Raw genomic sequence first — 15,692 nt, 5'->3', positions numbered from 1 at the left:
TTTTTTATTTATTATAAGATGAAAAAAGATCTGTATTATAGTACAGATAGGGTGTTTCAAGTGTAACAGAAAACGGAAAAAATATAGAAAAAAAGGGAAGTTAAATAACTATTTCACATACTTAATATGTTGTTAAATCAATGTTTATAAGTGTAATATTTCAATAAAACGAAAGTTTGTAAAATAAATACGCATAAAAACCTTGTTTTTTTAAATCGACGTGTTATACTGTCTTTGTAAGAACTGTTACATTTAGTTAAAAGTTCATTAAAAAACAAAAAACAGTTATCATAGGAGGCTCATTTTATTATGGAACAATGGAATGGATTTAAAGGCGAAAAATGGAGAACATCGGTTAACACAAGAGATTTCATCCAAGCAAACTACACAGAGTACACAGGCGACGATTCATTTTTAGAGCCAATCGCACCAAGTACTGACAAACTATGGACTAAACTGCAAGAATTATTCGATGTGCAACATGAAAAAAATGGCGTTTACGACATGGATCGCAATATTCCTGCAACAATTACCTCACACAAACCAGGCTATTTAATTAAAGAAGAAGAAAAAATCGTTGGATTACAAACAGATGTACCATTGAAACAAGCATTCATGCCTTTTGGCGGAATCAACATGGCCAACAACGCATTAACTGCTAACGGTTACGAAGTTGATGATGAAATGACAAATATCTTTACTGACTGGCGTAAAACACATAACCAAGGTGTTTTTGATGCTTACACTCCTGAAATGCGTGCAGCTCGTAAAAACAAAATCATTACGGGTTTACCAGATGCTTATGGCCGTGGCCGTATCATCGGTGACTACCGTCGTATCGCTTTATACGGTATTGATTTCTTAATGAAAGAAAAAGCTAAGGATCATGCAAATACTGGGAATAAAGTAATGACTGATGACGTTATTCGTTTACGTGAAGAAATTTCAGAACAATACAGAGCATTAGGTCAACTTAAAGAAATGGCAGCATCATATGGTTTTGACATTTCTAAACCAGCAAAAAATGCTAGAGAAGCCATCCAATGGTTATACTTTGGTTACCTTGCAGCAATCAAATCTCAAAATGGAGCAGCAATGTCAATTGGACGTATCTCAGCATTCTTAGATATCTATATCCAACGTGATTTAGAAGCTGGCTTAATTACTGAATTTGAAGCACAAGAATTAATTGACCACTTAATTATGAAATTACGTATGGTTAAATTTGCTCGTACACCTGATTACAACCAATTGTTCTCTGGTTACCCAATCTGGGCAACATTATCAATTGCTGGTATGGGATTAGATGGCCGTTCATTAGTTACTAAAAATGACTTCCGTATTCTTCATACATTAACAAATATGGGACCTTCTCCAGAACCTAACTTAACTGTTTTGTATTCTTCTAAAGAACCAGTTGGTTTCAGAACATTTGCAGCTAAAATTGCGAAAGAAAGCTCTTCAATCCAATTTGAAAATGATGACTTGTTACGTGCAAACTGGGGATCAGATGACTGTGCAATCGCATGTTGTGTATCTGCAACAGTTGTTGGTAAAGACATGCAATTCTTTGGAGCGCGTGCGAACTTAGCTAAAGCGGTTCTTTACGCAATCAATGGTGGCGTAGATGAAATGACTAAAGCACAAGTTGGACCTAAATTTAGACCAATGACTGGTGATAAATTAGACTACAACGAATTTATTGATCGTTATAAAGATATTATGGATTGGTTAGCAGAATTGTATGTAAATACATTAAACGTTATCCACTACATGCATGATAAATATGCTTATGAAGCACCTCAACTAGCTTTAATGGATAGCAACTTGAAACGTACTTTTGCAACTGGTATTGCAGGTATTTCTCATGCTGCTGATAGCTTAATGGCAATTAAACATGGTAATGTTGAAGTTATCCGTGACGAAAATGGGTTAGCAATTGATTACAAACCAACTCAAGAGTTCCCAACTTACGGAAACGATCAAGAAGAAGCAGATGCAACAGCTAACTGGATTCTTGATTACTTCATGACACAAATCAAACGTCAACACACTTACCGTAACTCAACACCAACAACATCATTGTTAACAATTACTTCAAACGTTGTTTATGGTAAAGCTACTGGGAACACTCCAGATGGACGTCGTGCTGGTAAACCTTTAGCACCAGGAGCAAACCCATCTTATCAAGATGGTGCATTCTTAGGTGAAAAGAACGGATTATTAGCTTCACTTAATTCAACAGCTCGCTTAAACTATGGTTGTGCATTAGATGGTATTTCGAATACTCAAACAATCAACCCAACTGGTTTAGGTAAAGATGAAGAAACTAGAATTGACAACTTACGTAACGTAATGGATGGTTACTTCGACAACAGCGGATACCACTTAAACGTGAACGTATTTACAAATGAATTATTATTAGATGCTCAAGCGCATCCAGAAAAATATCCAAACTTAACCATTCGTGTATCTGGTTATGCGGTTAAATTCCGTGACTTAACTCCAGAACAACAAGCAGATGTTATTGCAAGAACATCACACGATCATTTATAATTAAAATTAGATAAAAAGAGGTGGCAATTGTCATCTCTTTTTATTCAAAGAAATGAGGAGCAGTTATGACACAAGCTGTAATAGGTAGTATTCATTCAACTGAAAATTTTGGTACGGTGGATGGACCTGGTGTTCGTTTTATCGTCTTTACACAAGGGTGTCGGATGCGTTGTCAATTTTGTCACAATCCGGATACTTGGAAAATTGGCGGTGGCAAAGAACGTTCGACAGACGATATTCTTGCAGAAGCTTTACGTTATAAAACGTACTGGGGAAAAGATGGCGGTATAACAGTCAGTGGTGGAGAACCGTTATTGCAAATGGAATTTTTAATTGATTTGTTTAAAAAAGCCAAAGCAGCTGGTGTGCATACAACCCTTGATTCATGCGGAAAACCTTTTACCCGTGAAGAACCTTTCTTTAGCCAGTTTGAAGAACTGATGAAGTATACTGATTTAATTTTATTTGATATTAAGCATATTGACGATGAACAACATAAAGTGCTAACTAGTTTAGGAAATTCTAACATCTTAGAAATGGCGAAGTATCTATCTGAAATTAATCAACCTGTTTGGATCAGACACGTTTTGGTTCCGCAAAGAACCGATTATGATGAGTATTTAATTCGTTTATCTGATTTTATTAAAACACTTTCAAATGTTCAAAAAGTTGAAGTATTGCCTTATCACACAATGGGATTATATAAGTATCAAGAAATGGGTATTCCTTATCCCTTAGAAGGAATTGAAACGCCTACGACAGAACGTGTAGAAAATGCGAAGAAAATTTTGCAGACAGCGGACTATACAGGTTATTTAAATTAATATATAAGAAAAAAATAATGAAGAGAGCAACTTTTTGTTGCTCTTTTTCTTTTTTTTGATTATCATAGAATTAGTTATTATAATTAATTTTAAAGGAGAACACCTTATGAAAACAAAGTCGGATAATATTTTTTCATCCAAAACTTTAAATTACTTTTTACAGCTTGCTGAAACAATGAACTATACGCAAGCAGCTCAATTACTTGGAATTACTCAACCTGCCTTAACGCAACAGATTAAAAAATTAGAACGCATCGCTGGAGCACCTCTATTTTATTCAGTTGGGAAAAAATTACATCTATCGGATGCTGGTAAAACCATGTTACGCACGACACATGAAGTATATGATATCTTAAACGCCGCAACGGATGAGATTCAACAGACAACAAGTGCAACCATCGGGAAAATCAGAATTGGCTTATTGTCATCCATTGAAGATAAAGTATTTACTAATTTTATTATTGACTACTATCATGAAAATCCAGATGTTGAAGTGACACTATTAATGTTGTCTCGTAAAGAGATATGGGAAAAATTAGAGAACAACAAAATTGATTTAGCAATTATGTACTTACCTGATGAGAGTATTAAAAATTGGAAACCTTATAAATCTAAGAAAATTATGGAAGAAGAAATCCTTTTCTTACACCATGATGAAGCTCTTTCTAAAAAGAAAAAAATCAAAATGAAAGATACAACAGGAAATCGTTGGGTGACCTATCCTGAATCTTACTACATGAATGAAGTCATTAAAGAAAGTTACAAAAACCAATTAGCTGATTTACCTGAAGTTGCGGGTCAATACACAACACCTTCTCAGCTTTATAAATTTAGTAATGCGACTGAATGTTACACAGCCTTACCAAATTCTTACGTTAAAGCTCATGAGCGTGAGGCAGAGCTTCAAGCCATCCCTTTTGATCCTGCGATTAAATTTAAAATGGCTTTTGTTTATCGAAGTGATAAGGATCAAATTCCACGTATTGAAAACTTTTTAAGCAGTTTTGATGCCCACTTAATTGAATCTGATTACAATTCACGCTTGAAATCAGAGGACTAATCGGTTAAATTTAAGAAGTAGTGCTATTAATGAATTTAAAGGAGATTTTTTATATGAGTAATGTGTTAATTTTTGGCCATTTGAATCCAGATACAGATGCCATCACATCCGCAATTTCATTTGCGTATTTACAAAAGCAATTAGGGGTTGAAGCTGAAGCAGTTGCGCTAGGAAATGTTAGTGAAGAAACAGCCTTTGCTTTAAACTATTTTAATGTAGCTGCACCACGAGTAGTTGAAACAGTTGCAAATGAAACCAATCAAGTAATGTTAGTAGATCATAATGAGTTTCAACAAAGCGTTTCAGATATTCGTGATGTTGAAGTATTGGCAGTAGTGGATCATCACCGTATCGCAAACTTTGAAACAGCAAATCCTTTGTATTACCGTGCTGAGCCAGTTGGATGTACCAATACAATCATTTTAAAAATGTACAAAGAACAGCAAATCGCTATTCCTAAAGAGATTGCTGGTTTAATGGCTTCTGCGATCATTTCAGATAGCTTATTGTTTAAATCACCTACTTGTACCCAAGAAGATATTGCAGCTGCTAAAGAGCTTGCTACGATTGCTGAAATCGATTTAGAAACCTATGGCTTAGATTTATTAAAAGCTGGTACTAACTTAGCAGATAAATCAGCAGCTGACTTATTAAATATGGATGCTAAAAGCTTCCCAATGGGTGACAAAAACGTTCGTATCGCGCAAGTCAATACAGTCGATATCAATGATGTTTTTGTCAAACAAGCAGATTTAGAAGCAGCTATGAAAAAGGAAGATTTTGACTTATTTATCTTAGTGGTAACCAATATTTTAGATAGCGATTCGGTTATTTTAGCAGTTGGGGAGCCTATTTCCGCTGTTGAAAAAGCATTTGATGTTACTCTAGAAAATAATAAAGCGTTATTAAAAGGTGTTGTATCACGTAAAAAACAAGTTGTCCCTCAATTAACAGAAGCTTTAAGTTAATTAAAAAAAGTCCCTACTAGTTTTTAGTAGGGACTTCTTTTTAGTTAAGAGGTAATTATATAAGTAATCGTACAATTGCTTATTTATTATAAATCATGATAAACTAAATAGAATACTTTATGAAAGGACGTAATCGATGTTTAATTTATTTATTATGATGATGGAACGAGTAGGTTTAATTATTTTGCTCGCTTATTTATTAGTAAATGTTTCTTATTTTAAAATAATTTTATTAAATCGAGGATGGTTGAGTTCTAAGTTTCAATTAATGGCAATTTTTACTTTATTTGCTATTATTTCCAATTTTACAGGTGTTGAAATCACAGAAAATAAAATTATTTCTACTGATTTTTTAACTGTTCTATCGGATAATGCTTCCATTGCCAATACTCGAACATTAGCGATTGGCGTTTCCGGCTTGATTGGAGGGCCTGTTGTTGGAATAGGAGTCGGATTGCTTGCAGGGATGCATCGCGTCATACAGGGTGGGGGAACTTCCTTATTTTATTTGTTCTCATCTAGTTTAGTTGGTATTTTTTCCGGCTTAGTGGGTGATCGTTTCGCAAGGAAAAATCAATTTCCTTCTCCTATACAAGCAGCGGGGATTGGAGCACTAATGGAGTTAGTTCAGATGCTCTTTGTTTTTATTTTTAGCGGAACATTTGCTGAAGGTTGGTTATTAGTAAAATTTATTGCCTTTCCAATGGTTTTGTTAAACAGCATAGGAACCTTTATTTTCTTATCTATTATTACCTCAACACTTAAACAAGAAGAGCAGATGAGGGCAGTTCAAACCCATGATGTTCTCGAATTGGCAGCAAAGACGCTCCCTTATTTTAGAGAGGGGCTAACAGAAAATTCGTGTCGTGAAGTAGCCAAAATTATAAAAAAATACACAAAAGTAGCCGCCATTAGTATGACGGATACACATCAAATTTTAGCTCATGTAGGTGCTGGAAGTGATCACCATATTCCTGAATTAGAAGTGATCACCGAACTTTCAAGAGATGTTTTAAAAACTGGCCAACTGGCCATTGCAAAATCAAAAATTCAAATAGGGTGTAGCAATCCAAGTTGTCAGTTAAGTGCAGCGATTGTTATTCCATTAACTTCAAAAAAAGAGGTTGTAGGCACATTAAAAATGTATTTTACCGATGTAACAAAGTTAACTCATGTGGAAGAACAGTTGGCAGAAGGGCTAGGTGCTATTTTTTCAAGTCAATTGGAGCTAGGTGAAGCAGAAATTCAATCAAAATTATTAAAAGATGCTGAAATTAAATCATTACAAGCACAAGTGAACCCACACTTTTTCTTTAATGCCATGAATACGATTTCAGCTCTAATGAGACAAAATTCAGAACAGGCTCGGATCTTACTACTTCAATTAAGCACTTATTTTAGAGCGAATTTACAAGGAGCTAGACAAGTGTTAATTCCCTTAACCGCTGAATTAAAACATGTAGAAGCCTATCTATCACTAGAACAAGCACGTTTTCCACAACGCTACCAAGTAAATTTTAAGATTGATTCTGATTTAGATGCCTTGTTATTGCCTCCATTTTTACTTCAAGTTTTAGTCGAAAATGCGATTCGTCATGCATTTGGAAATCGAAAAGTAGATAATCAAATAGTGGTGCAGTTAACAAAGCAAGTCCATATTGTGGCAATCGAAGTTCGCGATAATGGGATTGGAATTTCACCAGATCGTTTAGAAAAAATTGGGAAAGAGGCAATCGAGTCAGAAAAGGGAACTGGAACTGCTTTAGACAACTTAAATAAACGTTTGGTTGGCTTATTTGGTTCAGCATCACAGTTGCATTTTTTTCAAAATGAAACAGGTGGTACGACAGTTTTATTAACTATTCCAATTGAAGAGGAGCGGTAAAAAGATGCGTATATTAATTGTTGATGATGAACCATTAGCTCGCGATGAGTTAGCCTACTTAGTTGAACTACACGGTCATGTAGAATCAATTGACAAAGCAGAATCTATTGAAGAAGCTTTAGAAAAGATGGTCAATCAAAAACCGGACTTAGTTTTTCTTGATATTCATTTGACAGATGAAAGTGGATTTGACTTGGCTGAAAAATTCAAAAGAATGCAGCATCCTCCACAAATAGTTTTTGCAACAGCATATGATGAGTATGCATTAAAAGCGTTTGAAGTAGATGCGATTGATTATATTTTAAAACCGTTTGAAGCGGAACGTGTGAAGCAGGCAGTAGAAAAGGCGTGTTTAAAATTAACCAATTCTACAAAAGAAACAACACATTTACAGGAAAAAGAGGGGAGGGAAACGATAGCTGTACAGGTAGATGAGCGTATTTTTATCCTGACCGTTGCAGATATTTTATATATAAGTGTAGACAATGGGGCTAGCCATATTTTTACAACAGATCAACAGTATGATACAAGTGAAACATTGACTCATTTGGCCAACAGATTGGACTCCAATCGTTTCTTTAAAACGCATCGTAGCTTTATTGTAAATCGTGAAGCTATTCAAGAAATTCAACCATGGTTTAATCATACGTATCAGATTACGGTTAAGAATGGGGATAAGATTCCCGTAAGTCGATCTTATGTTAAACAGCTTAAGGAGCAAATTGGATTAAGTTAAATCAAAAGAGAAGTCAAATGGACTTCTCTTTTTTGTTTACGGTCAGTCAGCTAGTGATTTTGGTAACTCAGCTTAACATACTGTCATTTCAGCGTTGAAAGCGTACACAAACCTTGAAAATTAGTATAATAAACCTATCAAAAGAACTTGAGGGAGCGATAAGATATGGAAACTAAGAAACTTTATTCATTTTTACAACAAGCTTTTGTTTTTGCACTTATTATGTTACTAGCCAACTTTATTGTGGGAGTGTTACCATTTCCAATGCCGGCTTCAGTCATGGGGTTAATTTTATTATTTATTGCACTCTGTTTAAAAATTGTTAAATTAGAACAAGTAGAGGCATTAGGAACTAGTTTAACTGGATTGATTAGCTTTTTGTTTGTTCCATCTGGTATTTCTGTTATAAATTCTTTGGGAATTATGGGTCAATATGGACTACAGATTGTTTTGATTATTATTATTGCAACTACGATTTTATTAGCCATTACTGGTTGGACAGCAACTGCGTTATTGAATTTAAAAAAGAAACAAACATTTTCTTGGAATGGATTGAAACGGCGTCTTTCCGTTAAGAAACACTCTAAAAAATTAGAAGAGGTGAATTAGGATGACTCCTTATTTTGGTATTATTGTCTCAATGGTTGCATTTGGAATAGGTACTTTTTTATTTAAAAAATCAAAAGGTTTCTTCTTATTTACGCCATTATTTGTAGCAATGGTGTTAGGGATTCTCTTTTTAAAAGTAGGTCATTTTAGTTATGAAGAGTATAGCAGCGGAGGAAAAATGATCAGTTTCTTTTTAGAGCCTGCAACCATCGCCTTTGCAATCCCTCTATATAAACAAGTAGATGTTTTGAAAAAATATTGGGTACAAATTGTTTCAGCAATCATTGTCGGTTCATTTGGTTCTGTAGTTGTTGTGTATCTTTTATCAGGTGTCATTCATGTAGATCATTCAATTATGGCCTCATTATTACCAGAAGCTTCAACTACAGCAATCGCAGTCCCTTTATCAGAATCAATTGGAGGTATTGCTGCTATTACGTCCTTTGCTGTTATTTTCAATGCGGTGATTGTCTACGCATTAGGACGTTTTTTATTAGAAAAATTCAATATTAAAAATCCGATTGCACGAGGTTTGGCATTAGGAGCAAGTGGACATGCACTAGGAGTTGCTGTTGGAATTGAATTGGGTGAAGTTGAAGCTGCGATGGCAAGTATTGCGGTTGTAGTAGTAGGGGTTGTAACAGTCATTGTTGTACCCGCATTTGCTGTTTTTATTGGATTATAAATTGTATTAAATAGAAAAATTTCTCATATTAATTTAATGTGGATTTTAAAAATAACTAATATAGAAATATACCTATAATTTTTAAATAAAGATTAGATTAATTCCTACAACTAGAGTATAATTTAGTTGTATTTCTTTTAAGCTTATACTTTTAGGTTCATATGAAAATTTATTAAAAGGAGAAAAGTTGCTGATGAAAAAAAATGGGAAATCAAGAGTGGGAAAGAAAAAAAACAGTACGAAGAAACAATTAATGTATGTAGGTATAGTAATTGCAATTGTTTTAATTGGAGCATTTATAATAAGTATTTCTATAGGTAAAAGTAATAGCAATAAAAATAAAGCAGACATAGAAAAAAGTAGTATACAAGATAAAAAAATAGGATCTGAAAAAGCAAAAACATCGGAAAATAAGGAAGACAGCAAAAGTAATTCCACTGCAGATGAATCAGTATCTAATGAATCGGAAAATGAGTCTAAAGTAACTGATTCATCAAATGAAATAGATAAGAAAAAAGAAAATTCTAATTCTTCAAGCGATAATAAAAATTTGGCGAAAGTCTATACAGAAGAAGAAAAACAAGGAATAAATAATCAATTTCTTGAGTGGTCTGATGGTCGTGCGAAAATAGCTGGTATGGCGGTTAGTGGGAATTATTTTAATCATGGAGCAAGTGGTATAGGTGATTGGTATGCACTCTCACCTGATGGTTTTATTCAAGTACAACAACAAGATTTAGAAGGGAAACCAGGATATAGTCACTTTCCAATCCACTCTCTAGGAGGAGTTATTTTTTATTATTCGAATTTTGGAACAACTGGGAATACTAATGAAGTTGATAATCCAGAAAATAACCCATCTACTGCAACTGGATTTAGTACAGTTGCGAATAGTGAAAAACCTATTGTTAAATATCTTTTAGGTGATAATGGAGTAGTTTATGAATCTCCTAGTAACGGAGCATTCTCTGATTGTTTTTATGTTGCAGATAATACAGGAAATTTAACTGCATTATACGAACCTAATACTCAAAAATCATTTAAAGTATCAGATGATAAAGAAGCACAAGAGAAGTTAAAAGAAATTTTAGAAAAATACACTAACTAGACAATTAAAATGAGATAAAAAGCAAAAAGAAATGACTATAAATTAAATAGTTATTTCTTTTTTTACCTATCTGTACTTTGTATAATATATATTATGTAAACTAGGATTTGATAATTTTTTAGGTCATAAATTCTATCATCCCTCCCTGTTTATTTTTCAAATCTTTCATTTTTCCACATAAAAGCATGTGTATCTTGCGTTATGCGGAAAAACAATTGATCTGAAATTTTTTATTTCATCCAGATATAGTTTGTATTTGTCAGTTGCTGTTTTATGAGTTTGTATTCCATAAATGTCTTTTAAAATATGAACAATAATTGTTACCTTTTTAACTTTTTCTAAATAGAAATTACATTAAATAAGCTACCGATTATTGTTAACACCTTGTCTGATATTGATTTATGGGCAACGAGTCCATTTTTTAAGTTGTATATTTTCAACCTTTAGCCTGATCTTGCAGCAAAAGAAAATAGTTTTTTTTTCTCAAAAATTACCATTACAAGTATCTTTAATTCAATATCTTACGTAGAATTGCTGAAAGCCCAAACCATAGAATCGCACTAATAAAAATTGCAATAATCCATCCAAGAGCATTATGCTCTAATGGAAGGGGCATATTCATACCAAAAAAGCCTGTAATGATTGTGGGAACGGTTAACAAAATGGATAAAACGGTTAAGATTTTCATCGTATCATTCAAATTATTGTTCAAAATATTATTATAAGTTCCAGATAGCTGCTGTAAAATTTGTGAAGATAATTGAGTCATTTCAACTAACTGTCTGGCTTCAATTAAAGCATCTTCATACTGCTCTTTCTCGTTGGTATTTAGTGTCCGATAAATAATATGCGTTTTTACTTGCTCCAATAATACTAAATTTTGTTTTGAGGCAGAAACAAAATAAACAATTCCTGTTTCTAAATCAGATAATGAAAGTAAATTTTGTTTCGTTGTTTTTTCTTTCAATTTGTCATTGATTTTTTTTCGATCAAAATTCATTTCTTCTATATAAGGGAAAAATAGATCTGTAATGGTAAACAGACAACCAAATAAAAATTTAAAAATCGTGGTACTCTCATTTTTAGTCAAATAATGCTTCATTTTCTGAACAACGTATTGATTTTTATTATTGGTAACCGTAATTAATTGCATATCTTTAATGATAAAAGTCATGGGAATGGTTTCGTAGTGATTGTCTATTTTTTCTTGATTTGGTAAATTAAAAATTAAAACAAAAGTATTTGTGGTCTGATCGTAATCTAAATGAGCACGTTCATTTCTATCTAGCGAATAAGCAACGACTTCATTATCAATGCCGTATTCTTCGTAAAAATTTTCTAGTTCACTAGCATCCTCCAGATTAATGTTAATCCAATTATATTTATGATTGTTAAAAGGTGTTTTAGTAATCATTGAGATTCCTCCTCTTTCGTATTGATTCCTTTTGAATTATAACAATAATTTCCCATAATTAAAATAAAGAATTGATTCGCTTATTAAACTTGATTACTCACAAAAAAACACCCTAATTAGTTAGGATGTGGTTGGAAATTCAGATAATTTTGAGTTTAAATTTATCTGAATAATTCATAATAAATTGGATCATCTGGTAATTTAAAATTAAAGCCTAATTCTGCAACAATTGCTAAAAAGATAACAGCAGTAGTAAATAAAAATACATATAAAACAATTTTGATCCCAAAATCTACTAATTTATTTGATTTTGTATAATTTGGTAATAATAGATCTGAAAAAATCATCATTACGGCTGAATAAAAAATAACAATGATAAACGTGATAAATGACCATGTATAGAAATGAAGGCCTAAAAATACGCCTCCATACCCTGGATCATTGGCTGGAATATGCAATAAAATTTGTCTAGCAGAAAATAACATTCCAGCTAATGAGCTAAGAATAGAAATGCCATGTCCTATCATATATTTTTGTAAATCTAACTCCCCTTTTTCCCGACAAATAAGAATATAAATCGGACCTAAGCAGACTAAAAGCATCGAATAACGTTGCAGTACACACAGTGGACAAGGTAGCTCATGTAGTAAAAATTGAGCACTTAAACTGCCCCATAAAACAAGAAGAAAAGCACCTATCATTCCTGTAGTTGCTAATAAACCTAATAATGATCCATATTTTTTTAATAATTTCTGAGTACTTCCTAGCATAATGTGATCTCCTTATAATGATATATTTAGTGCATTTGTTGCATGTAAGAAATAAAGAACTAAGCATAATAGACAAATAACTGACCATAATCCTATTATTTTAATATTTGTAACCTTTTTCACAATCACTAAGAAAAATAAGATTAAAATTAATAATGTAATTAAAATATCCAAAATAACCCTCCTCTCGTAATTATTAATATAGCACATATAATTATTATAATTCCCTTTATTCTTCTTATATTTGTATTTTCTAATGCATTCATTTTATTTAATTCCTTATTTTTTAATTCTATAATCATCTATGGAATGGTTTTAATGGACATTTCCCTTCCCCTCTTGTATCTTATAATTATATGAAAGGAGTGTGTTGAAAATGTTTGAAAATACGAAGCTACTATCTACTTTTTTGACGTTTAAAGGAAATGCCGAAGAAGCAATGAATTTTTACGTCTCTCTCTTTCCTAATGAAGCTAAAATCCACTCGGTTGTTAAATTTGAAGAAGGACAAAATGGGCCAGTTGGAAAAATATTAAATGCAACGGTTGAAATAAAGGGCCATTCCCTCATGTTTATGGATATGGAGCCTCAGTTTGCACCAGATTTTAGTTGGGCCACTTCCCTACTCGTTGTATGTAATGACGAAGCTCAATTTGACTCTTTATTTAACTCTCTTTCAAAAGATGGCTCGATTATGATGGGGCCAGAAGCCATTCCTCCCATGCGAAAAGTTGCTTGGATTACAGATCGTTTTGGAGTTACTTGGCAATTGGTTTGGAGCTAATAACAAATTGACCAAAAAACCTCTCAAAGTTAGTTCCTTTAAGAGGTTTTTTCTGAGTTTAATTTCGGCTAAACTTTTTTAAAGACTTGGCAATGAATGGCGCAATCACGCCCGCTGCAATGGCTTCCGCCACACCATTAGTTAAAACGATAGTTCCTAAGAATTTGACTAGATTTGACATGTCTACTTTCATAGCTGTAGCATAATCATCTTTGTAAAATACATAAATGAAGAATAACACTAAAATCGTATTGGTTAAAGAAGCTAAAACAGAAGCAATCGTCATGGCTGTTGTTGTTTTTAAATGGTTTTTCAGCTTGAAGTATGCATAACCTGTTATAAATCCAACTAAAATTCTTGGTACGATTGAAATCATCGGATTTGTAAAAAGTAATAAATCTAATGGGCTACTTGGCATAACAAATGCTTTTATCAAACGGATAACGCCCCACACAGCTCCGACAATCATACCGTCTTTTACGCCTAATGTTAAGGCCGCTACAATTACTGTAATATGGATAATCGTTGGGTTTAAAGGTGGAATTGGAATATACCCTAAAAATGGTACAAAATTTTGAATCAATATAATTCCTGTTAAAATTCCTAAAATCGCAATGCGATAGGTTTTATTGGGACGATTTTGCATAAAAGGTTCACTCTCCGAATATCAATTGCATCTCTTTAACAAGATGCTTTTAAAAGAATAGCATGTTTTTAAATTTCTGACAAATTAATTTTTTGTAGGAACAAATTGTTTTAATGCTTTTGCAACGATGGGGGCAATAATTCCCGCAGCAACAGCTTCAGCTACTCCACTAGTAATAATGACGATTCCCATAATACCTATTAGTTTTCCTTGGTCTACATTCAGGAAACTCGCGTATTCTACACGATAGAATAAATAGATAAACAGCAGTACAAAAATGGTATTCGTTAAAGACGCCAATACTGCTGAAATAATCATTGAGATGCTGTCCAGTAGTTTGGTTTTTTTGAGTAACTGATAAACATAGCCTGCTACAAAACCCACCAATATTCTCGGAATAATCGCAATAATCGGATTTGTGAAAAATAAAATATCCAAAGGGCTTGTTGGTGTTGTAAATGCACGAATAATACAGGCAACGCCCCAAACAAGACCTAGAATCATTCCATTTTTATATCCTAGCGTTAACGCTGCTATGATGACAGTAATATGAATAATTGTAGGATTAATTGGTGGAATTGGAATATACCCGACAACAGGTACAAAATTTTGAATGAGAACAATCGCTGTTAACATTCCTAAAATAGCAATTTGATAGGTTTTCTTTGATTGATTAAACATAGTCTTCCTACTCTCTTATTTAGAAGTTTCTCTTTTATTTTTTAAAGAATAGCATGTTTCTAAGAGATTCACAACGCTTTTGATCGCGTGCCAATTAAAACTGGTTTTGACATGCTAGAATGTCCGATTTCTTGTGTTTGAGCGATTGAAAAATGATACTTGGATGCATAGGATAAAATCAATTTCTTTAAATCATTGATTTGTTGTTTTTCATTCAGTTCAGTAAATTCTCCCAACAAGATACCTTTGCAATCTTCTAAATAACCAATTTGTTCTAATTGGGCAAAGTAACTGCTAATCGTTGCAATATCACCACTGCGGGCTTCTAATAATAACCAATTATTTTTGGCTGAAGGTAAAAAACGCGTTCCTGCTAATTTTAATAGACAACGAATGTTCCCGCCAATCATTGTTTCGTTTGAAGAAATCATCTCTGTACTTCCCAAAGTTAAGTCTAATTCTACTGACTTATTTTCCATAAATACCTTTGAAAAATAGCTTTCTTGTAAAGTAGCATCTTTTTTTACTAAATTCAATAATTGATAGTTAAAGCCATTGATTCCAGTTTTATGGAGGATTGCATTAATTAAAACGGTTAAGTCACTATAACCTACAAAGGGTGTGTTTGCTTTTTGAATCATCTTAAAGTCTAGTAACGGCAATAGTTCATTCGCTACATCTCCACCAGATAAATCAAAAATTATTCTTACCTTTGGATTCAAGTAAAGATTCATTAACGCGTCCCTTCGTTCGTACTTAGTGCCACTAAAAAGCGAGTTTGATTGTTGATATAGAGTAGTGGCCTCTATTGTTTGAATTCCAAATTGATGCTTTAGTTTTTCTTTTAAAGCTTCAATTAACGGACGATCTACTTTGGATTTTCCATTTGAACATGCGATTATTCCGATTGAATCTCCAATATTTAACATCTTCTCACCTACTTCTAGCTTTCATTTTACCATTTTT

15 protein-coding genes are annotated in these 15,692 nt (G+C 33.1%); 10 read left to right on the top strand and 5 right to left on the bottom strand.

Annotation, left to right across the window (positions count from 1 at the left end):
• Positions 1-309: 309 nt before the first annotated feature.
• From pflB to AC07SW_RS00585, 9 genes are all read left to right on the top strand, one after another.
• Positions 310-2,556: a formate C-acetyltransferase gene (gene pflB, locus AC07SW_RS00625; protein ID WP_034569678.1), complete on the top strand. Its 2,247-nt coding sequence runs from the start codon at positions 310-312 to the stop codon at positions 2,554-2,556.
• 65 nt (positions 2,557-2,621) lie between these two features.
• Positions 2,622-3,380: a pyruvate formate-lyase-activating protein gene (pflA, locus tag AC07SW_RS00620; RefSeq protein WP_034569680.1), complete on the top strand. Its 759-nt coding sequence runs from the start codon at positions 2,622-2,624 to the stop codon at positions 3,378-3,380.
• Positions 3,381-3,486: 106 nt separating this feature from the next.
• On the top strand, positions 3,487-4,440 hold the full coding sequence (locus AC07SW_RS00615; RefSeq protein WP_119908061.1) for a LysR family transcriptional regulator: 954 nt from the start codon (positions 3,487-3,489) through the stop codon (positions 4,438-4,440).
• A gap of 53 nt (positions 4,441-4,493) precedes the next feature.
• Positions 4,494-5,408: a manganese-dependent inorganic pyrophosphatase gene (locus AC07SW_RS00610; RefSeq protein ID WP_119908060.1), complete on the top strand. Its 915-nt coding sequence runs from the start codon at positions 4,494-4,496 to the stop codon at positions 5,406-5,408.
• 136 nt (positions 5,409-5,544) lie between these two features.
• Positions 5,545-7,293, top strand: a complete 1,749-nt coding sequence (locus AC07SW_RS00605; RefSeq protein ID WP_494632072.1) for a LytS/YhcK type 5TM receptor domain-containing protein — start codon at positions 5,545-5,547, stop codon at positions 7,291-7,293.
• Positions 7,294-7,297: 4 nt separating this feature from the next.
• Positions 7,298-8,029 carry a LytTR family transcriptional regulator DNA-binding domain-containing protein gene (locus AC07SW_RS00600; RefSeq protein ID WP_463684577.1) on the top strand — a complete coding sequence of 244 codons (732 nt, stop codon included), beginning with the start codon at positions 7,298-7,300 and terminating at the stop codon, positions 8,027-8,029.
• A 165-nt stretch (positions 8,030-8,194) separates the two neighbouring features.
• Entirely contained in the window at positions 8,195-8,638 is a 444-nt protein-coding gene (gene lrgA / locus AC07SW_RS00595) for an antiholin-like murein hydrolase modulator LrgA (protein ID WP_463684578.1), read from the top strand.
• A gap of 1 nt (position 8,639) precedes the next feature.
• Positions 8,640-9,323: an antiholin-like protein LrgB gene (lrgB, locus tag AC07SW_RS00590; protein ID WP_034569692.1), complete on the top strand. Its 684-nt coding sequence runs from the start codon at positions 8,640-8,642 to the stop codon at positions 9,321-9,323.
• A gap of 193 nt (positions 9,324-9,516) precedes the next feature.
• A complete protein-coding gene (locus AC07SW_RS00585; RefSeq protein WP_463684580.1) occupies positions 9,517-10,431 on the top strand; it encodes a hypothetical protein in 915 nt (304 codons plus the stop codon).
• 508 nt (positions 10,432-10,939) lie between these two features.
• Here AC07SW_RS00585 and AC07SW_RS00580 read toward each other — a convergent pair.
• Together AC07SW_RS00580 and AC07SW_RS00575 are read right to left on the bottom strand one after the other, a co-directional pair.
• Positions 10,940-11,845 (bottom strand): magnesium transporter CorA family protein, encoded by a 906-nt coding sequence (locus tag AC07SW_RS00580; protein WP_463684581.1) that lies wholly within the window; start codon positions 11,843-11,845, stop codon positions 10,940-10,942.
• 161 nt (positions 11,846-12,006) lie between these two features.
• Entirely contained in the window at positions 12,007-12,615 is a 609-nt protein-coding gene (locus AC07SW_RS00575) for a disulfide bond formation protein B (protein WP_119908055.1), read from the bottom strand.
• Between the two features lie 376 nt (positions 12,616-12,991).
• Between AC07SW_RS00575 and AC07SW_RS00570 the strand changes: the two genes are divergently transcribed.
• Positions 12,992-13,399 (top strand): VOC family protein, encoded by a 408-nt coding sequence (locus AC07SW_RS00570; protein ID WP_034569696.1) that lies wholly within the window; start codon positions 12,992-12,994, stop codon positions 13,397-13,399.
• A 58-nt stretch (positions 13,400-13,457) separates the two neighbouring features.
• Here the strand turns inward: AC07SW_RS00570 and AC07SW_RS00565 are convergent, their stop codons facing one another.
• The 3 genes from AC07SW_RS00565 to AC07SW_RS00555 form a co-directional block, all read right to left on the bottom strand.
• Complete coding sequence (locus tag AC07SW_RS00565; protein WP_494632070.1) at positions 13,458-14,045, bottom strand: ECF transporter S component; 588 nt, start codon at positions 14,043-14,045, stop codon at positions 13,458-13,460.
• Between the two features lie 84 nt (positions 14,046-14,129).
• Positions 14,130-14,726: an ECF transporter S component gene (locus AC07SW_RS00560; protein ID WP_463684582.1), complete on the bottom strand. Its 597-nt coding sequence runs from the start codon at positions 14,724-14,726 to the stop codon at positions 14,130-14,132.
• Between the two features lie 68 nt (positions 14,727-14,794).
• On the bottom strand, positions 14,795-15,655 hold the full coding sequence (locus tag AC07SW_RS00555) for an LD-carboxypeptidase (protein ID WP_494632069.1): 861 nt from the start codon (positions 15,653-15,655) through the stop codon (positions 14,795-14,797).
• Between the last annotated feature and the right edge of the window lie 37 nt (positions 15,656-15,692).

The organism is Carnobacterium sp. GW821-FHT04C06 (assembly GCF_059420345.1).
The sequence above is the reverse complement of the archived record's forward strand: the minus strand, read 5'-3'. Positions and strand labels throughout refer to the sequence as shown.